General features: G+C 64.1%; 18 protein-coding genes. 6 read left to right on the top strand and 12 right to left on the bottom strand.

Annotated elements, in window-relative coordinates:
* Positions 1-146: 146 nt before the first annotated feature.
* Together AC4D2M_RS15160 and AC4D2M_RS15155 are read right to left on the bottom strand one after the other, a co-directional pair.
* Positions 147-362, bottom strand: coding sequence for an Rv3202a family protein (locus tag AC4D2M_RS15160; protein WP_490892721.1), 216 nt, complete (start codon positions 360-362; stop codon positions 147-149).
* Between the two features lie 54 nt (positions 363-416).
* Positions 417-830: a CBS domain-containing protein gene (locus AC4D2M_RS15155; RefSeq protein ID WP_490892720.1), complete on the bottom strand. Its 414-nt coding sequence runs from the start codon at positions 828-830 to the stop codon at positions 417-419.
* A 173-nt stretch (positions 831-1,003) separates the two neighbouring features.
* On the opposite strand from AC4D2M_RS15155, the gene AC4D2M_RS15150 reads away from it, so the two are divergent.
* From AC4D2M_RS15150 to AC4D2M_RS15140, 3 genes are read left to right on the top strand one after another with little or no spacing between them, the layout of a single operon-like run.
* Entirely contained in the window at positions 1,004-1,549 is a 546-nt protein-coding gene (locus AC4D2M_RS15150) for a GNAT family N-acetyltransferase (RefSeq protein WP_490892719.1), read from the top strand.
* A gap of 59 nt (positions 1,550-1,608) precedes the next feature.
* Positions 1,609-2,880, top strand: coding sequence for a 6-phospho-beta-glucosidase (locus tag AC4D2M_RS15145; protein WP_490892718.1), 1,272 nt, complete (start codon positions 1,609-1,611; stop codon positions 2,878-2,880).
* Entirely contained in the window at positions 2,877-3,899 is a 1,023-nt protein-coding gene (locus AC4D2M_RS15140) for an N-acetylglucosamine kinase (protein WP_490892717.1), read from the top strand. The genes AC4D2M_RS15145 and AC4D2M_RS15140 overlap by 4 nt, the downstream gene beginning before the upstream one ends.
* Positions 3,900-3,906: 7 nt before the next feature.
* Here AC4D2M_RS15140 and AC4D2M_RS15135 read toward each other — a convergent pair whose 3' ends face one another.
* The 8 genes from AC4D2M_RS15135 to AC4D2M_RS15100 all read right to left on the bottom strand — a co-directional run bounded on the left by AC4D2M_RS15135 (position 3,907) and on the right by AC4D2M_RS15100 (position 14,266).
* The gene (locus tag AC4D2M_RS15135) at positions 3,907-4,983 is read right to left on the bottom strand and encodes a Gfo/Idh/MocA family protein (protein WP_490892716.1); all 1,077 of its coding nucleotides are present in this window, start codon (positions 4,981-4,983) and stop codon (positions 3,907-3,909) included.
* A 16-nt stretch (positions 4,984-4,999) separates the two neighbouring features.
* Positions 5,000-6,019 carry a LacI family DNA-binding transcriptional regulator gene (locus tag AC4D2M_RS15130; RefSeq protein WP_490892715.1) on the bottom strand — a complete coding sequence of 340 codons (1,020 nt, stop codon included), beginning with the start codon at positions 6,017-6,019 and terminating at the stop codon, positions 5,000-5,002.
* A 50-nt stretch (positions 6,020-6,069) separates the two neighbouring features.
* Positions 6,070-7,557 carry a GH1 family beta-glucosidase gene (locus tag AC4D2M_RS15125; RefSeq protein ID WP_490892714.1) on the bottom strand — a complete coding sequence of 496 codons (1,488 nt, stop codon included), beginning with the start codon at positions 7,555-7,557 and terminating at the stop codon, positions 6,070-6,072.
* Positions 7,557-8,459 carry a carbohydrate ABC transporter permease gene (locus AC4D2M_RS15120; RefSeq protein ID WP_490892713.1) on the bottom strand — a complete coding sequence of 301 codons (903 nt, stop codon included), beginning with the start codon at positions 8,457-8,459 and terminating at the stop codon, positions 7,557-7,559. Before AC4D2M_RS15120 ends, AC4D2M_RS15125 begins: the two co-directional genes overlap by 1 nt.
* On the bottom strand, positions 8,456-9,580 hold the full coding sequence (locus AC4D2M_RS15115; RefSeq protein ID WP_490892712.1) for a carbohydrate ABC transporter permease: 1,125 nt from the start codon (positions 9,578-9,580) through the stop codon (positions 8,456-8,458). Before AC4D2M_RS15115 ends, AC4D2M_RS15120 begins: the two co-directional genes overlap by 4 nt.
* 59 nt (positions 9,581-9,639) lie before the next feature.
* A complete protein-coding gene (locus AC4D2M_RS15110; protein ID WP_490892781.1) occupies positions 9,640-10,935 on the bottom strand; it encodes an ABC transporter substrate-binding protein in 1,296 nt (431 codons plus the stop codon).
* A 291-nt stretch (positions 10,936-11,226) separates the two neighbouring features.
* Positions 11,227-13,521 carry a beta-galactosidase gene (locus tag AC4D2M_RS15105; RefSeq protein WP_490892711.1) on the bottom strand — a complete coding sequence of 765 codons (2,295 nt, stop codon included), beginning with the start codon at positions 13,519-13,521 and terminating at the stop codon, positions 11,227-11,229.
* A gap of 43 nt (positions 13,522-13,564) precedes the next feature.
* Positions 13,565-14,266, bottom strand: a complete 702-nt coding sequence (locus AC4D2M_RS15100; RefSeq protein ID WP_490892710.1) for a FadR/GntR family transcriptional regulator — start codon at positions 14,264-14,266, stop codon at positions 13,565-13,567.
* A gap of 119 nt (positions 14,267-14,385) precedes the next feature.
* Here AC4D2M_RS15100 and AC4D2M_RS15095 point away from each other — a divergent pair, with 119 nt between their 5' ends.
* From AC4D2M_RS15095 to AC4D2M_RS15085, 3 genes are all read left to right on the top strand, one after another.
* Positions 14,386-15,852, top strand: a complete 1,467-nt coding sequence (locus AC4D2M_RS15095) for a four-carbon acid sugar kinase family protein (RefSeq protein WP_490892709.1) — start codon at positions 14,386-14,388, stop codon at positions 15,850-15,852.
* A gap of 26 nt (positions 15,853-15,878) precedes the next feature.
* Positions 15,879-16,781 (top strand): NAD(P)-dependent oxidoreductase, encoded by a 903-nt coding sequence (locus AC4D2M_RS15090; protein ID WP_490892708.1) that lies wholly within the window; start codon positions 15,879-15,881, stop codon positions 16,779-16,781.
* Positions 16,782-16,874: 93 nt separating this feature from the next.
* Positions 16,875-18,299: a GntP family transporter gene (locus AC4D2M_RS15085; protein ID WP_490892707.1), complete on the top strand. Its 1,425-nt coding sequence runs from the start codon at positions 16,875-16,877 to the stop codon at positions 18,297-18,299.
* Positions 18,300-18,400: 101 nt separating this feature from the next.
* Here the strand turns inward: AC4D2M_RS15085 and AC4D2M_RS15080 are convergent, their stop codons facing one another.
* On the bottom strand, positions 18,401-18,898 hold the full coding sequence (locus tag AC4D2M_RS15080) for a MarR family transcriptional regulator (protein WP_490892706.1): 498 nt from the start codon (positions 18,896-18,898) through the stop codon (positions 18,401-18,403).
* 111 nt (positions 18,899-19,009) lie between these two features.
* Positions 19,010-19,261, bottom strand: coding sequence for a hypothetical protein (locus AC4D2M_RS15075; RefSeq protein ID WP_490892705.1), 252 nt, complete (start codon positions 19,259-19,261; stop codon positions 19,010-19,012).
* Positions 19,262-19,391 lie beyond the last annotated feature (130 nt).

The following is a 19,391-nucleotide window of genomic DNA, read 5'->3' as shown; positions in this document are numbered from 1 at the left end:
TTACTCACGGGTAGGTATTGCGGGGAGCTTCTTTTTCACCGCTCGGTGCTGACGGTATGCCATCGGCCCCAGCGGACGCGCGTCGGCCCGCCCTTCAGACCGCCCGTCCGCGGGCGGAACCAACAGGCGGGCCGAGGCAGCCGCGATTAAACGGGCTCTTCGTCGATAGGGCCGCGGGGGTAATCGTCGTCGCCGTAGACCGGACGTGCCTGCTCGACGACGTCGGCTTCATTTGCTTCCCGCGTTTCCGCGTTCACCGGCTCCTCCAGCTCGTCCCCAGCGGGTTCCTCGCTGACCTCTGCCTGTTGCTCCAGCCGGTCAGCGTCATTCGCGGTAAAAAGGTCATTCCCCTCTGTGCTCATTACTACCCTCCTCGTCTTTCAGTTCCTCCTCGGACCGTGCAGGAGAAAAGCGGATCAGTAGGAGATCAGTTCAACGAGCTCACCGACCCTGTCTTCGGGGCAGTTGCGGGCAATATCTGCCTGGCTCAGCATGCCGATCAGATCGTGTCCGTCAATCACCGGAAGCCGGCGGACCTGGTGGTCGGCCATGGTCTTGATGGCCTCCTCGACGCTGTCATCGGCACCGATGGTCACGGGTTTTCCCTGCCCGAGCTCACCGGCCTTCACTTGGCGTGGATCGGACCCTTCAGCAAGGCACTTGACCACTATGTCGCGGTCCGTGACCATGCCTTTGAGCCGGTTATCCTCCCCGCAGATGGGAAGCGAGCCCACATCCAGGTCCTTCATCTTTCGCGCCGCTTCTTCCAGGGTTTCGTTCTCGCCGACGCATTCTGCGCCGCCGGTCATGATGTCGCGAGCGGTTGTCATGATCAGTCCCCTTTCCTGCGTGATTGATGTAGGGATGAAACAGGTCCTGCAGGATGAGCTGGACCTGTGACTACGATCATAAGCAAGCTTGCTATCTTTGTGAAGAGGCGTCTGGCGTCTGGCGGACGCGCCGCGACCAGGCCGGAAAGACCCCACGCAAGGAGTGCCGAAACGTGCAGAATACCGACGCTGCAGTCCTCCGCCGGTGGACGCCGGACGATGCCGAAGCCCTCCGTCGTGCAGAGGCCGACAGCGAGGACCTGCGCATCCAGTTCGGACAGCAGAACCTCACCACCCTCGAAGCGTGCAGGCAGTACATCGAGAACCAGCTGGGAGCGGAAAGCGCTTCGGCACGCCACTTTGCCGTGGCCGTCGACGGAGTTGCTGTCGGCGACATCGGCATCAGCTCGATGGAGTTCAATCACGGCACGGCCTCGGTGTCCTACTGGATGGGCGCCGGGTTCCGCGGCCGTGGGCTCATTACGAGGGGACTCGCGGCGGCGTCGGAATGGGCTTTTTCCGAAGGTCTCTTCCGACTGGAGCTCGGCCACCGGGTCAACAATCCGGCCTCGTGCAAAGTCGCGCTGAGGGCGGGCTTCCAGGCGGAGGGAATTGAGCGCGGAAAGCTCCGATACGGCACTGACCGCTATGACGTCGAGACCCACGCGCGTCTGGCCACGGATCCGCGGCCGGAGGGAATCACCCCTCTACCTTGCTGACCGCGATGCGAGGATGGGATCCGGGCTCTCGCGCAGTACCCAAGGTAGAAGGGACAAGCATGAAAGTAGCTGTCGTAGGTGGCGGATCTACCTACACGCCGGAACTGGTGGACGGATTCGCCCGCCTCAGGAAGATGCTGCCCATCGAAGAGCTGTGGCTCGTCGACCCCGATGCCTCCAGGCTGGAACTGGTTTCCGGCCTGTCCCGGCGAATCTTCTCCAGGGCGGGCCACCCCGGCAGGATCATGACCACGTCCAGCGTCGAGCAGGGAGTCAGCGACGCCGACGTCGTCCTCCTGCAGTTGCGCGTTGGCGGGCAGGCTGCGCGCCACGGTGACGAAACCTTTCCCCATGAGGTGTGCTGTGTCGGACAAGAGACGACCGGCCCTGGAGGCTTCGCGAAAGCGCTGCGAACTGTGCCGGTGGTGCTGGACATCGCTGAGGTCATCCGGCGCAAGGCGAAGCCGAACGCCTGGATCATCGACTTCACGAACCCTGTCGGAATTGTCACCCGCGCTCTCCTTCAAGCGGACCACCGGGCGGTCGGTCTGTGCAACGTAGCCATCGGTTTCCAGCGCAGGTTCGCTGCGCTCATCGGTGCTGACCATAACGATATTTCCCTGGACCACGTGGGCCTCAACCACCTCACCTGGGAGCTCGGGGTAAACGTGAAGACGGACGAGGGCTCCGTGGACCTCCTCCCCCGGATCCTTGCGGACCATCTCGAGGAAGTGGCCCGGGAAGTACAGCTCCCGCCGTCGCTGTTAGCGATGCAGCGTGCCGTGCCGTCCTACTACCTTCGCTACTTCTACGCGCACGACGTGGTGCTTGAATCTCAACGGGAACAGCCCTCCCGCGCGCAGTCCGTCATGGAAGTCGAAGCTGCATTGCTCAGAAAGTACGCCGATCAGACCCTGGACGCCAAGCCCGAAGAACTGTCCCAGCGCGGTGGTGCGTTCTACTCCGAAGCTGCCGTTGACCTGATGTCCTCCCTCACATCGGGGCTCGGGGACAAACAGGTCGTCAATGTCCGCAACGACGGCACTCTCCCGTTCCTGCCTGATGACCACGTGATCGAAGTTCCCGCGGTCATCGGAGCCGACCGGTTGACGGTGCCCCCGATCGGAGCACTGCCTGAGGAGATGGTGGGGTTGATCAGCCACGTCGCCTCCTACGAGCGGCTTGCCCTCGACGCCGCACTGCACGGGGGTCGGGACCGTGTCCTCAAAGCAATGCTCGCCCACCCGCTGGTGGGCCAGTTCGACAGGGCGGAGAAGCTGACGGATGCCTTGCTCGCCGCCAACCGGGACCATCTGGCGTGGGCCGGATGAACGAGCAGCGTACCCCCGTTGTTATCGGCATCGACGGAGGCGGATCAAAGACAGACTTCGTGGTCCTCTCGCTGGAGGGCGAGGTGCTCTTCCGTTCGCGGGGCACTGGAGCGAACCCACAGCTCGTTGGCCTCGACAGGTCGGTGACAGTGATCCGCGGGCTCGCCGCCGAAGCGCTGGACGCTATCGGCGGCCGACCCCTGCTACAGACCAGCGTGTACCTTGCCGGAATGGACCTTCCCGTTGAGATCGAGGAGTTCTCCTCCGCTATTTCCGACGACGCGTGGGCAGTGGGAGTAAACGGAGGGCAGGCGCTCGTCGACAATGACCTCTTCGCTCTCCTCAGGGCAGGAACAAACAGGCCCGATGCTGTAGCCGTAGTCTGTGGGACCGGAATCAACGCTGTCGGCATGCGGGCCGACGGCCGAACCGCACGGTTCCCCGCCCTCGGCATGATCTCGGGAGACTGGGGCGGTGGGAGTGACCTCGGCGCACACGCGCTGTGGCATGCAGCCAGGTCGGAGGACGGACGGGGACCCACAACGTTGCTGGCGAGAATGGTCCCGGAGGCCTACGGCCTAACCACCGTGCGGGACGTCATTGAGGGCATCCACCTCAAGCGCCTACCTCTGCGCTCGATTACCGACCTGGCTCCGGTGCTCTTCGAAGCCTCAGCGGCCGGGGACGAAGTCGCCGCATCATTGATTGACCGCCAGGCCGACGAAATCGTGGTGCTGGCTGCCACCGCGCTGGAGCGCCTCGACCTGCTGCACGCCGATGTCCCCGTGGTCCTGGGCGGCGGAATACTGGCATCGAATGACACCCGGCTCCTCTCCCGGATCCGCTCGGGCCTGAGGCAACGAGCACCTCAGGCGCACATCCATCTGGTGACTGCGCCCCCCATTGTGGGAGCGGGGCTGCTGGCTCTGGAAGCAGCGGGAGCGAATGCCCCGGCGCTGACACGTGCGAGGGAGGAGCTGGAACGCCGGCCAGTCAATCAGGAACACCGCCTCAGCTAAGCGCTCGCTAAACCGTCAACTGGTCGCTCACGTACCGGATACCAACCTGTCTCCGGATGTCATCGAGAAGGGCCATAGTCGCAATCGAGTCCGCCCACGGCATAGTAGGGCTTTCAATCAGTCCCTCCTGGATGCAACGTGTAACTTCACGAAGCTGGTAAACGTAATTGCTTCCGACCTGACCAAAGGCTTCAACCCGGGAACCGCCGTCGTTCGTTGTGATGGTGAGTTCTGACGGGTTGCACTGCGGGGTGGACGCCGTCAGCCATCCCGCATTGCCGCTTACCGTTGCAGTACCCGGGCAAGCGGCCACGATCGACGTGATCAGCTGGGCGTGCGCTCCGTTTTCGTAGGTAAGCGTCAAAGCATTGCGCATATCGACGCCCTCGTCAGTCAGCGTGGCCTGTGCCACCACGTCGGCAGGGAAACCAAGCGCGCCAAAGGCCCACGTCAGGGGATAGACCGCAAGATCCAGCAGGGCGCCACCGCCCGCCGCCGGGTCCCACAGGCGGGAGCGCGGATCATAGGCGGCAACGAAACCCAAATCCGCCTGGACCCACTGGATCTCTCCCAGCTCCCCCGAGGCGATGATGTCCCACGCCCGGTTGATGCTCGGAAGGAAACGGGTCCAGACCGCTTCCATCAGGAAGACACCATTGGCTTGCGCAACCTCAGCCAACGCCCGGGCTTCTGCAGCGTTCACAGTGAACGGCTTCTCGCACAACACGTGCTTGCCCGCGGTGAGGGCTGCTTCCGCTACCTCCCGGTGCCGGCTGTGGGGCGTCGCGATATAAACCACGTCCACCTCCGGGTCGGCGAACAGCCGCTCGTACCCGGTCAGGCCGTGCGCGTCATGGTAGCTGGACACGAAACCGAACTCATCGGCAAAGGCCGCAGCGTTCGCTTCACTGCGCGAACTCACCGCCTGGAGCACGGAATCCTCGAGCAGCGCGAGGTCGGCGGTGACCCGGCGGGCTATTTGCCCCGGGGCTACGACGCCCCAGCGCAGGTTCTTCCCGGTCGGGGCCAGAGGGTCAGCTCCGGGTTCGGCGCACGGCGGTACAGGCAGTAGGTGTTGGCGCATGGTCTTCCTTCAAGGCTCAGGCGGAACCGCGGACCACCAGAGAGGTGGGCAGCAGGGTTGCTTGCTCGGCCGGACCGCCCTCGATTAGTGAGAGGAGAATCTCGGCCATTCGGTGTCCCATCTCAACGATGGGGTGGTGAATAGTAGTCAGTTCAGGAGTCAGCGAGGTGGCAAACGAGTCGTCATCGAAGCCGACGACGGCGATATCGGCCGGGATGCTGACGTTGCGTTCAGCCAGCACTTCATAGGCTCCGGCGGCCATCTGGTCATTGGCAGCGAACAGCCCATCAATCTTCTGGCCGCGGTCAAGCAGCCTGCGCATCGCCTCCTTGCCCGATGCCTGCGTGAAGTCGCCGACTTCCACGAGTGAGGTGTCGAGCCGGGCCGACCGCAACGCCGCTTCCCAGCCACGCAACCGGTCGATACCCGCATACATGTCCTGCGGACCGGCAATGGTGGCAATCGACGTCCGTCCGGCTCCGATCAGGTGCTGTGTGGCCCGGGATGCAGCGGCAAGGTTGTCGACCTCAACGAAGTAGCTTTCGCGTTCCCCCTGAAAGGGGCGTCCAGCGAAGACCACCGGAAGGGAATCGCTGATCCTGGTCCAGGAGTGGTCCCCGCTGTGGTGGGAGACCACCAGCGCACCATCAACGTTTCCTCCGAGAAGGTAACTCCTGGTCTTTTCGGGCCTGGCCTCGGAGGAAACGATCAGGTTGAGCGTGTATTTCGTCTCCACCAGTGTTTGCGCGATGCTTTCCACGAGGGTGGCGAAGAACGGGTCGGCGAACACCTTCGACGTGGACTCCGGTACAACTACGGCCACTGAATTGGTGCGCCTGCTCGCAAGTGAGCGCGCGGCGCGGTTCGGTATGTAGTTGAGGGTCGAGATGGCGCTTTGCACGGCTTTCACAATGTCCGGATCCACGTTCGGCGCATCGTTGACCACCCTGGACACTGTAGATCGTGAGACGCCGGCCAGCGCGGCCACCATTTCCAGGGTTGGCGCGGGCCGCGACCGGCTGGCGTCTGTCTTCACAATTTTCTCCGTGCATGGTGCTGGAACGAGTGTGTCCAGTCTAGGTCGGCTCAGGCCCCGGCCGCCGTCAGTATCTGCTCACCGGTTGGTTCCACCTCCCCGTTTGCCCTGGCCTGGCTGATGAGCTGCCGGTACGCGTGTCCACTGTCCTTGATGGTTCGCTCGAAGGAGTCGTAATCCACTCGGACAATCCCGAAACGCTTGCCGTAGCCCCAGGACCACTCGAAGTTGTCGAGCAACGACCACACGAAGTAGCCGCGCACGTCGGCGCCGGCGTCGATAGCTTCGCCAACCGCGGCGATGTGGTTGAGCACAAAGGCCGTTCGCTCACTGTCGTGGACCGCTCCGTCGGAGCTGACGACGTCGTCGTACGCTGCGCCGTTCTCCGTAACGTAGAGCGGTGGCAGGGCGGGGTACTCCTCTCCGAGGCGGATCAGCAGCTTCCGGAGCCCGTCCGGGTTCACTTCCCAGTTCATCGCGGTCCGCGGCAGTCCGCGGCTCGGGAAGGCAATATCCTCCGACCCGATCCAGCACGAGGAGGTCTTGCGGGTTGTTCCACCGGAGTGGCCGTCACCGCCCTCGTGGTCCGGGTGACCGCTGATGAGGTCGTCGTGGTAGTGGTTGACGCCGAGGAAATCGATCGGTGTACCGATGATTTCGAGGTCACCGAACTGGATGACTTCCCGGATGCCGAACTGCTCGAGGTCAGCCAGGGTGTCTTCCGGATAGGAGCCGCGCAGGATCGGGTCGAGGAAGATGCGGTTCTGAAGTGAATCGAATCTGCGTGCGGCGTCGAGGTCGATCGGGTCTGCGGGGTCCCGTGGTATCGAGTTGCTGAGGTTGAGCGTGATGCCGATGTGCTCCGCACCCCGGGACCGGAGTGCGTTGACTGCCAGGCCGTGGGCGAGGTGCTGATGGTGGATCGCGGCAACCGCTGCGCGGGGCTCCTGCCGGCCGGGGGCATGCACTCCGGCAGCGTAGCCAAGCAACGAGGAGCAGAACGGTTCGTTGAAGGTCGTCCAGTGGTGCACCCGGTCGCCGAGCGCCGAGTAGACGTCATTGGTGTAGTCCACGAACCGGTAGGCAGTGTCCCGGTTTGCCCAGCCGCCCTTCTCCTCGAGTGCCTGCGGCAGGTCCCAGTGGTACAGGGTCAACCAGGGGAGGATGCCGGCGTCGAGAAGCTCATCGACCAGCCGCGAGTAGAAGTCCAGTCCTTCCCGGTTGGGTGCGCGGTCTCCCGGCCGAACCCGCGCCCAGCTCGTGGAGAAGCGGTACGAGCCAAGTCCGAGCTCCTTCATGATCCGCACGTCCTCCGGCATGCGATCGTAGTGCTGGACAGCGTCCTTAAGGGTGTCGCCGTTGGCGATGGCTCCCGGCACCCGGGCGAAAGCGTCCCAGACGGAATCCTCCTTGCCGCCTTCATGACTGGCTCCCTCGACCTGGGCAGCCGCGGTGGCTGAGCCCCAGAGGAAGCCCTTCGGCCAGGTTCTGGTCGGGTTCCCGGCCGTTATTTCACGATGTACTGCGTCGAGTGGCATTAGCCCTTCACTGCTCCTTGCATGATTCCTGAAATGAGTTGTTTGCCTGCGACGGCGAAGAGCACCAGCAGGGGAAGTGTTGCGAGTATTGCTCCCGTGAGCACGATCGAGTAGTCGACGTAGCGGGCAGCCTGCAGTTGGCTCAGAGCCGTCTGCAGGGTCGGGTTGCCTGCGTCGAGCACCAACAGGGGCCAGAGGAAATCGGTCCATGCCGTCATGAACGTGAACAAGCCCAGGATCGCCATGGCCGGCCGTGCAGCGGGAAGCGCCACATGCCAGAAGGTCGAGATCATGGAGGCGCCGTCCATGCGGGCGGATTCAATCAGCTCGTCGGGGATGACGTCCACGAGGTACTGACGCATGAAGAACACGCCGAAGGCAGTCACCAGCGTAGGAACGACGACGGCGCCGATCTCACCGGTCCAGCCCAGCGTCCGCATCATCATGAACAGCGGGATGATGCCCAGCTGGGTGGGAATTGCCATTGTGGCGATTACCGCGACCATCAGTCCGTTCCGCCCCTTGAAGCGAAGCTTCGCGAAGGAGTAGCCGGCAAGCGTTGAGAAGGTCACGACGGACACCGTGATGATGCCGGAAATCAAGACACTGTTTCCCAGTGCCAGCCAGAACGGGATGGTATCCAGCACTTCCCCGGCGTTGGTCCAGAAATTCCCACCGGGAAGCAGCGGCGGCCAGGTTCCGGCGAGCGCCGAATTGGACCGGCTGCCGATGATGACTGACCACCAGAGGGGGTACGCCGAGGCAAGGAAGAAGGCACACAGCAGCCCGTAGGTCAGGAACCCGGGACGGTGCCCGTTGCCGAACAGCTTCCGCCGCAGGACGGGCGGGCGCGCGCTCCCATTGCGGGTGGTGGACTGCGTCCTGGCGTCGATGACAGTCATTGCCCTCTCCTCGTGGTCGTGTCTTCTGCGGCGGCTGGGTTCCCGGCCGTTGATTCCCCCGAAGGTGCCGGCGGCTGGGTTCCAGTGGCGGGAAGTACGACGGCGGGAACCGGGGACTTCTTCCTGCGCCGGCTTCCTGCACCTCGCCTGGGTGTACGTGCGTCACCGGTGGTCGCGATGCGTCGCGAGATCAGCCAGTTCACGATGCCGAAGAGAACGATGAGAAGGAACAGGAGCCATGCGATGGTCGCAGCCTTCCCGAAGTTCTGGCGCTGGAACGCCATCTCCCACAGGTAGAGGACGGTGGTCTGGAACTGGCGTGCGGTTCCACCGGCTGTCCTGGGGTCGTAGAGCTTCGGTTCCGTGAAGATCTGCAGGCCGCCGATGGTGGCGGTGATCACCACGAAGATCATGGTGGGGCGGATGCTCGGCAGGGTGATGCTGAAGAAGCGGCGCAAGGGGCCGGCACCGTCAATCGCGGCGGATTCATAGATGTCCCGCGGCACGGCCTGCATGGCCGCCAGGAGGATCAGTGCGTTGTATCCGGTCCATCGCCAGTTCACCATCGTGGCGATCGCGATGTGGCTGGGCAGGGTTTCGTTCATCCACATGATGCGGTCGATGCCTGCGCTGGCCAGGATGTTGTTGATGAGCCCGTACTGCTCTCCGAACATGTTCGTGAAGATCATGGCAACGGCAACCGGGGTGACGATGTACGGGAGCAGAATGCTCATGCGCCAGAACGTCCTGGCACGCAGGTTCTGGTCGAGGACCGCCGCGATGGCTGTTGCGACAACCAGCTGCGGGATGGTGGAGAGCAGGAAGATGCTCACCGTGTTGAACAGCGAGTTCCAGAAGAACCTGTCCTGGAGTACCTCGCTGAAGTTCCGGAGACCCACGAACTCGCCCTGCCCCTTCAGCAGGTGCCAGTCGAAGAGGGAGACAACGAAGGTGTAGCCGAGCGGGAAGAGTCCCACGAGGCCGAACAGGAGGAAGAACGGGGCTATATAGAGGTACGGAGACGCCTTCACATCGAGGACGTTCAGGCGCTGGCGGAAGGTCGGTGCAGGTTTGCTGGCAGCTGGGCTGCCGGCTGCCGGGCGATTCAGTGTCGTGGTCATTGACGGTTCCAGTCCATGAGGGGGCCTCCGGTACTCCCGGAGGCCCCACGGCCGGTGTGCTAGTTGTTGACGACGAGCTCGTTGAGGAGCTTGACGGCTTCGTTCCAGGCCTCGTCGGCCGTTCCGGTACCGGTGTCGAGCATCTTCAGTGCGGGCGCGAAGACGTTCTCCTGAATCACCGAGTCATGCGGACCCTTGAACTGTGCGACGACGCCCTCGGCGCGGGAGGAGAAGATGGCACCGTAAGGAGCGTCATTGAAGAGCTCGTTGGGCACTGCATCCTCCACAATCTTCTGCTGGGCCTCAATGGTGCTCGGGAAATTGTTCGCGGCGGCAGACTGCTTGACCTGCTGCTCGGGGGCTGTCAGCCAGGCTGCCAGCTTCGCTGCCTCGGCGGGGTGCTCTGAGCTCTCCGGGACGGAAAGGAAGGCTCCACCCCAGTTCGAGGCACCGCCCGGGAAGACGTCGGCGACGTCCCAACCGCTCTCCGGTCCGCCGCCGGCGGATTCCAGCTGTTCCTGGATGGTTCCGAGCATCCAGGCGGGGCACACATGGACAGCGAAGGAGCCGTCCACGAACGCCTTGCCCTTGCCCCAGTCGAACTGCTTCTGGTTGGCGGACAGTCCGTCGGCTGTGCCGGCAGCCAGGAGATCAAACTTTTCGCGCATGGCTTGGTTGCCCTCGACGTTCAGCTCGCCGTCGGCGGTGTAGTAGCCCTCCTCCATCTGGTTCACCATGGAGTTCCAGACGAATGACGACTGGTCGTACCAGGCTCTGCCCGTGGCCTCGTTGTACTGGCGACCGAGGTCAAAGTAGGTTTCCCAGGTGGCGTCGTCGCCGCCGAAGAGTTCAGCAACTTCCTCGCGGTCGGTGGGAAAGCCTGCTGCTTCGAAGAGTTCCCGATTGAAGCACAGCGCCTGCGGGCCGATGTCGGTGCCATAGCCGATGACACGGCCGTTGGGGTCCGTTCCCTGCTCAAACTTCCAGTCCACCCAGTTGTCCTTGATGTCCTGCGCACCGTACTCGTTGAGGTCCACGAACTGGTCGGAAACTTCCATGATGGAGCCTAGCCAGCCCTCTTCGACCGCAACGACGTCGCTCAGGCCTGACCCGGCTGCGAGCTTGGTGAATGCGTCCGTTCGGGCATTGGCGCTGCCGTCAATGTTGGTCGCCTCGATGGTTACGCCGGGGTTTGCTTCTTCGTACTCGGCGTACAGGTCGTCATAACCGAAGTTGCCGAAGGTGGTGACGGTCAGTTCAACAGGGTTCTCGGCGCTGGCGGGTTCGGCGCTATTGCTGCCGCAGCCGGTGGCTGCGAATGCCAGTGCAACAGTGCCGGTGAGGGCGGTAATCATTCTGGTGCGTCGTGAAAGGATCACGGTCACTCCTTTGTGTGCGTGCTTGATCGGAAAGGGGCATGGGGATTCGCACCGTATGACCTTCGCAAGAGGGCGTTGTCAACGAGCGGGACGGCTTGGTGCGGAAGAGTTGATGGAGCGCTCCATCGGCGGTTCAGCCAATCTACAGATGATGTACGTCACATGTCAATAGAGCGCTCCATGAGAGGTTTCACAGGCAGGACCATGAAGCCTGTGGACACGTCGTGAATACCCGGCACCAGGGGAACCCCATGAAGAACCGCTAGGTCAGGAGCGCTCCGCGAGCTGGACGGTTTCGAAGGCGGCGACCGAGGCACGGGTGATTTCCGCCGTCGGCTTCCTCAAAAACGACTTGACGCCCTCCGCAGCCTCCGGAAGCCAGACGGGCGTGTCAGCGCTCAGCGGGTAGATGAGCACCTCCACCTCCCGGCGGCTGGTGTCCCCGCTCGGCGTGACGTCGATGTCCCAGCTCGATCCGTTCCAGAACACGTCCTCAGTCCGCCCCTCAAAGAACGACGACGCCACGTCGCCTACCAGCCCCAACCTCAGCAGCGAGCGGACACCCGCCGCCGCTTCCCCATCAACCGTGATTCGGAAGCGCGCGGCATGGCGGCTGAACTGCTCGGCCGACGGCGCGGACGCGCGGCCGGGTACGCCGATGGCCGCAGGCGGTGGCGGGGAACAGGGCGAGATTTTCTCGATTGCCACGCGGATCTCCTGCTCCGGCGGGCGAACAGCGTGCCGGGAGAAGCCGCCGTCGTTCCGGTCACCGAGCGGAGGGAAGATGGACGCCTCGACCGGCTCCGATGCAATCACGGCCAGACCGCCGTCCTTCTCGATGACGTCACTCGCTGAGAGCACCAGCCTCCGGGGTCCCCCGACCACGGGCGTCCATGCTTCCAGCGCCTGCGCAGCCGAAAGGACCAGCAAGCGCAGCCGTGCACTGTCTTTGCTGATGAGGGTAAGGAGGCCCGGTCGAAGATCCTCCAGGACCAGCTCCCCGTCCCTCTCCACGCAGGGATGTCCTTCCACCTGGTAACCGGCCGGCACGGCGAGGTGGGCGTCGACGCCGTCGTTGGTTGTGAGCACCAGGACGGGAGGTTCGCTCTCCGGCTCAAGAAGCGTCAGGACGTTCAAAGTCGCCCAGCGCACGACGACGCCGCCCACCTCCAGCTTCACGGGCCACGACATGAACTCACCCGGCGGGATCGTCACCGGCCGGTGCGGGAAGCGGACCACCTCGTCAGCGAGAGTGATCTCGAACTGGGTGTCTGCGTGAGCGGGCAAAGATTCGAAGGGCCGGTGATTGTTGATGAACACGAATCCGCTTCTGCCGTCGCTGCGCAGTGACCAGCGCAGGCCGCCGTCGTCGTCGTTTTCCGGAATGGTGGCATTCATCGCCGCGAGGCGCGGGCCGAAAGCCTCCAGGAATGAGTGTTGGTTCCGCAGGCGGTGGAAGCTCTCGCGGGTTTGGAGGTGCGCACCGACGGGCGCGCCGAAGTCGTAGTTGAGCTCGGGCAGATCGTTCGGGTAGCCCGTCGCGTGCGACTCCTGCAGCCCGCCGCGCGGGTTCGTCCCGCCGACATACATGTAGTAACCCTGCCAGGTGGACCCGCTCCCCAGCTTGCAGAGTGCGACGGCAGCGATATCCCGGGCGGTCGGCGACGGACGGCGGTGGTAGGCGGTGGCCATCCCGCCGCCGAGTTCGCAGGTGGCGGCCGGGAAGTCGGGGTGCTTGGCACCGACGACGCCGGTCCAGCTCTCCCCAGCGAGATCCCTGCCGATTCCCGGGTCGTCCCACTGGTGCGAGAAGGTGAAGTGGGCCTGGAAACTCTCGTCCCAGCCCTGGTCTGTATCCACCCAGAAGCCGTCCGAGTACCCGCCGTAGAGCGGGAAGACCTCACCGACCGGAATGTCCGCGCTCCCCCAGGCCGTCGCCGTCCACAGCGGCGCGTGGAGCCCGGCATCACGAGCGAGGTCCTTGAGCGCGAGGATGTGGTCAGGCTGGTCGTACAGTTCGTTCTCGAGCTGGATGCCGATCACCGGACCGTTGCTCCCGCACAGCCCAGCGACCTCGCGGCCGATGAAGCCGAACCAGGTCCGGACTGCCTCGAGATAGCGGGGATCGTTGGTGCGTTCGATGTAATCGGCATCAACCACCCAGTCGGGATGGCCGCCGTTCCGAACCTCGCCATGGCACCACGGGCCGAGCCGAAGTATGACCTCCAGTCCTATCTCCGCGCAGAGCTCCACGAAGGCGGCCAGGTCCAGGTTCCCCTCGAAGTTCGGCTCTTCCTCGGTCGGCTGGTGATGGATCCAGAAGATGTACGACGCAACGACGTTGATACCGCCGGCCTTCATGAGCCGCAGCGCCTCGGCCCAGCGTTCGCGCGGCTGGCGGCTGTAGTGCATTTCGCCGGTCACCGGGATCCACGGTTGGCCGTTTCGCAGAATGCTGCGGTTCGTGAGGCCGAGTCCGGGCCGAGGGTCGACGTCATTGGCCATCCGGGGGCGGGTCTCGGGAGCATCCCAGCCGCGGTGGCTGATCTTCAGAGGAGGCATGACCTCGACGGTAAGCGTCTTCCCGGGACGGGGCCAGGACCGCCTAGGGTTCCAGGACGTAGGTCAACAGGTCACCCAGCGTCTGCTCCATGTGCCGGTCCATCGCCAGCCTTGAGCGCTCGGGATCCTGCGAGCGCATCGCGTTCATGATGTTGGCGTGCTCGGCGATGGCGTTGATCTGTATCTGAACCACTTTTGAAGTCTGCGCCCGCCGGGAGGCGAGGATCCGGGTCAGCGGCTCAAAGAGCACCGCGACAAACACGTTCCCGGACGCGTGCAGGATGAGGTCATGGAAGGCGAGGTCGGCAGCGACGAAGCGGTCGACGTCGTTCGCTTCGTGAGCGGCGCGCATCTGCGCAAGCTGCTGGTCCATCTCGTCGAGTTCCTCGACGGTGATGCGACGCGCGGCCAGTTCCGCAGCGCCGGTTTCGAGCATGCGCCGCAGCTCGATCAGCTGGACGGCCACGGCTGCGTCATCCTGGCCCTCCGAGGCGGCTCGCAGGACCGCTTCAAGAGATGACCACTGGTTCAACGGGTTCACAAACGTCCCGCGACCGCGCTCCACCCGCAGGATCCGGCGAGCCACCAGCGTCTTCATCGCCTCGCGGACAGTCATGCGGCTCACCTCGTGCCGCGCGCTCAGCTCCAGCTCCCCGGGCACGCCTGATCCGGGCGGGAACTCACCGGCAACAATGCGGTCGAGCAATTCATCAGCAACGACATCGACGAGCGATTTGCGTGCCATGCTCCCCCTCTTCCGCTGATCAGCCAAGTTTACTTGCGCGTCCGAATGTCCTCTGTCACACTATTTCAAATGCAAGATGTCTGACATCTTACATTCAGTCGAAAAGCAACTTTCACACGATGGAGTGCGCAGTGCCCACAGAGACATCCCTCCTCGCCGGTTACCCCGCCGAGCTTGCCGTCCCAGCCGAAGCAGTGGCTGAAACACTCGAGAACCGCATGTTCGTAGTGCTCGACGACGATCCCACCGGAACACAGTCCCTTGCGGACCTGCCGGTGCTGACCCGCTGGGAAACCGAGGACTTCACCTGGGCCTACGGTGAGGGCAAGCCCGCCGTGTACGTACTCACGAACACCCGCAGCCTCGATCCGGCTGAGGCCGCTTCCCGCAACGAGGAAGTGGTGCGCAACGCGCTCGACGCCGCCGCCCGGTTCGGATCGGACCTGCGCGTCAGCTTCGTCAGCCGCAGCGACTCCACCCTCCGCGGGCACTACCCGCTGGAGCCCGACGTCATCGCTGCCACGGTTGCCGACACCTCCGGCGAGACCACTGACGGCGTCGTCATCATCCCCGCCTTCCCCGATGCCGGCCGCATCACGATCGGCGGCGTCCATTACATGCGCGGGGGCGAGGACGAACTCATCCCGGTCGCCGAGACAGAGTTCGCCAAGGATGCCACCTTCGGCTTCAGCAACTCGGAACTGCCGAAGTATGTGGAGGAGAAGTCGGGCGGACGGTTCTCCGCCGGTGACGTCATCGTTCTCGACCTCAACGTCATCCGCGCGGGCAGCGAGACCAAGAACCCCGCACTCTCCGCCACGTCCATCGCCGACGCGATCGACGGCGCCACGGACTCGACGCCGATCGTCGCCGATATTGTCACCGAAAACGACCTGCGCGCCCTCTCCCTCGGTCTTGCAGAGGCCGAACGCCGCGGCAAGCGCCTGCTGTACCGCGTCGGCCCCCCGTTCATGCGCGGCCGCATCGGCCAGGACGTCCGGGAGCCGCTGACCGGTGAGGAAGCCTTCGCCGGGACCACCCCGAACACAGCGGGCGGCCTGATCGTTGTCGGCTCGCATGTCGGCGTGACCACACGCCAGCTGAATGTCCTGACCAGCGAGCACAGCGCGGCGCGCATCGTGGAGATCGACGTCGAACGCCTGCTCACCGATGATGCGGACCGCTATTTGGACGAAGTGGTCGACGACGTCACCACAGCCCTGGACGGCGCGGATGTCATCGTGCACACAAGCCGCCTCCTGGTGCGCACCAATGACCCGGTGGAAAGCCTGCGCATCGCGCGGACTGTCTCAGCCGCCGTCGTCGACGTCGTCAACCGGACGCTGAAGGCGTTCCCGCCACGGTTTGTCATCGCCAAGGGCGGAATCACTTCGTCCGATGTCGCGGCTCACGGCCTGGAGATTCGCCACGCGATCGTGCGTGGACCCATGCTGCCGGGCATCGTCAGCCTCTGGGCACCCGTGGACGGTCCTGCCAAGGGCATTCCCTACATCGTCTTCGCGGGCAACGTCGGCGATGACCGTTCCCTCGCGGATGTAACCCGCAAACTCAGCACCACCTTCTAATTCAGCACGTTTCAATGGAGATACAGATGAGCAGCACCGATTACCAAGTCACCGTCCTCGGCCTCGGCGCGATGGGCCTGCCGATGGCTTCGCGCCTCGCGACCAAACTGACCGTCCACGGCTTCGACATCGCCGAGGAGCGGCTGAAGCTGGCGAACGACGCCGGTGTGCGCACCTTCACCTCCGGCCGCGACGCGACCCATGGCGCCGACGCCCTGCTGTTGGCAGTCCGAAACGGCGAGCAGCTTACTGACGTTCTGTTCGGAGAGAACGGCGTGGCCGCCGCGCTGAAGCCCGGCGCCGTCGTCATCCTCACCAGCACCGTCGGCACCGAAGCGATCGCCGGCACCGTTGCACGGCTCGCGGAGTACGGTGTGACCCTGGTCGACGCCCCGCTGTCCGGCGGTCCGAAGCGCGCCGGTGAGGGCGACCTGCTCATCGTCGTCGGTGCCGAGCCTTCCGCCGTGGAGGCTGCCCGCCCGGTGCTCGAGCTGCTGGCCTCCACGCTGAGCATCGTCGGCGACAAGCCCGGTGACGGCCAGGCGCTCAAGACGGTGAACCAGTTGCTGTGCGGAGTCCACATCGCGGCCGCCGCCGAAGCGATGGCGCTGGCCGATGCGCTCGGCCTCGACCAGAAGAAGACCCTCGCCGCCCTTGAGGCCGGAGCCGCCGGTTCCTTCATGCTTTCCAACCGCGGGCCGCGCATCCTCGAGGCGTACAGCGAAGACGGCGCCGAAGTTCTCAGCCGGCTCGACATCTTCGTCAAGGACATGGGGATCGTCGGCAAGGCCACCCGGGACGCCGGACTTGCCACGCCGGTCGCTGCAGCCGCCGAACAGCTGTACCTCCTCGGCCAGGCGCAGGGCCTTGCCGCTGCGGACGATTCCGCCGTCATCCGTGTCGTTGCCCCCACCAGGCGCAACGCCTGACTTTCCCGTTCGCAGCGTCAGGCGGCTCCCGCCGTCGTCGTTATTTTGTTGGCAGCCTCGACTCGAGGCTCCTTTGTCATAGGAGACACACCCATGAGCCCCCTCGCTCTTCTGGCCATCGCAGCAGCAGGCGTTGCCCTGCTGCTGGTGGCCGTCATCAAGTTCAAGATTCCAGCGTTCCTCGCCCTGCTCGTGGTGAGCGTGGGCGTTGCGCTGACCGCCGGCATTCCGCTCGGGGAGATCGTCAGTACCGTCACTGAAGGCATGGGCGGGACGCTCGGCAACGTCGCCATCCTCGTGGGCCTCGGCGCGATGCTCGGCAAGATGATCGAGATTTCCGGAGGCGCCCAGGCGCTGGCTGGCAAGTTCACCCAGGTGCTCGGCCCACGCCGCGTGGTCGCTGCCCTGACCTCGGCGGCGTTCCTGCTGGCGATCCCGGTCTTCTTCGACGTCGGATTCATCATCCTCGTCCCCATCATCTACGGATTCGCGAAGGCCGCCGGCGTCAACCCCGTCAAGGTAGGACTTCCGGTGGGCGCGATCATGCTCGCCATCCACGTGGTTGTTCCGCCGCACCCGGGCGTTGTGGGCGGAGCCGGAATCCTCGGCGCCGACATCGGATGGACCACCATCCTCGGCCTGCTGCTCTGCATCCCCGTCGGCATTCTGGGCTACTTCGTCGCGCAGAAGCTGAACCGCCGCGAATACGACATGCTCCCCGCCACCGCTGAGCAGTTCCGGCTCTTCGGTAGCGGCAAGTCCGACGTCGAGCGCGACGCCGGCGCTGGCGGCACCGGCGGCAGCACCGCCGTGGACACGAAGGTTCGCACCGCACCCAGCCCTGCGATGATCATCTCCCTGATCGTGCTCCCCATCCTGATGATCATGATCGGTACCGTCGGCGCCGTCATCCTGCCCGAGGAGACGTTCGGCCGCGACCTCGCCAGCTTTGTCGGTTCGCCCCTGATCGCGTTGCTCACCGCTCTTGGCCTCGCCTACTACTTCCTGGGTATCCGTCGCGGCTGGTCTTCCCAGCAGACCGGTGAAGTCATGGACTCCGCTTTGGCCCCCACCGCCATCGTCATCCTGGTCACCGGCGCAGGCGGCGTCTTCGGCAAGGTGCTCACCGTCTCCGGCATCGGAACCGCGCTGGCTGAGGGACTTGCCGCGATCGGCCTTCCGGTGATCGTCATGGCGTTCCTTCTCGCCGCGGTGCTGCGTGCCTCGCAGGGCTCCGCGACCGTAGCCATCATTACGACGGCGGGCCTCCTGGCCGCTTCGGTGGCCGCCGGCGGTTACTCCCCCGTGCAGACCGCGCTCATCCTCATCGCGATCGGTTTCGGCGCCTTCGGCCTCAGCCACGTGAATGACTCGGGCTTCTGGATTGTCACCCGCTTCCTCGGACTCTCCGTTGCGGACGGGCTGCGGACCTGGACGGTGCTGACCACCATCCTGGGTGTCGCCGGGTTCGTCCTGACTTTCCTTCTCTGGATTCTGGTAGGCGGACCGGCGGTCTAGTTCCGGGAGAGACCGCTCCCGCCAAGTAATAGCAGTTCGGCCATCCGATAGCGTTCCGCCGCTATCGGATGGCCGAAGCGCTATCCGAACACGAGGACCGGTCAGCCGGTCGCCGATGAGGAAGAAGCGTCACCGTCTTCGGGGCCGCCCCTGGGCACCAGTTTCAAGGACGGGCGTGCGCTCCCCGCTTCGCTGTCCAGACCGAGAGCCCTGATCCGGTTGATGAGTTCAGCGCGAAGCTGTTCATCCGATCCCAAAGTGCGCTCTTGTTCCTCTTCAAGTGCGTAGGCGCGGTCCAGCACTTTGCGCCCCTCCTGCGTGATCAACCGGACGTCACGTTCGCTGGCGGCGCTTCCGCTCTGGACGAGCAACGCACTTCTTCCAAGCCGGTCAATCACCTTGCCGAGGGTTTCCGGACGAACACGAAGCTTCCGTCCGAGCTCGGCCTGACTCATAGTGCGCCTCTGAGACAAGAGCCGAAGCACGGTGAACCCGGCCTGCGTGATACCCAGGCTGCGAAAGTTATCGCTTTCGGTATTTTCAGTCAGTCGTGCAGCGGTATTCAGAAGTCGGTTAGTTGGCCATTGGGCAAGATCCATAATCATCCCCACTGCCGCCCCTTGAGCGGCGCCGCTATTTGTCTGGGCTGCTTCCCCCTGGCAACCATGATTCAAAGCCTTAGCAAACTGTTGCCAAGCGCTTTCTTGTGGTCAGCTTGCCTTCCGGACATCTGCCCGCCGGTTCCACTCGATGCGGGAAGGCTCCCCGTTTTCGCGGCGATCCAGTTCTACCCGAACCTCGTCAAGGCGCACCTCGGTCTCGGATGGAAACCACCCTGCGGAGTATTCCGCGTCCATCTGGCGCCGCAGCCTGCTGTGCAGAACGTGCAGGGCCTCGTCTCCCAAGCCCTCCAGATCCTCTGGGAACTGGTCGCTCGGCGTCAATCTGAATTTGCTATTCATCACAACTCCTCCAAAGGCACGGACCGCTTCAAGGAATTTGTAGCTTACCGAAAATGAGAAGTAATGCAATCTTGCAATTACAATCACATTCCAATAACAGGAACCAGCTGCCGGTATCCCGACTACAGGG

The sequence above is a fragment of the Arthrobacter sp. TJ-270 genome, from assembly GCF_058269075.1.
Note: the sequence above shows the minus strand (reverse complement) of the source record. Positions and strands in the feature narration are given on the sequence as shown.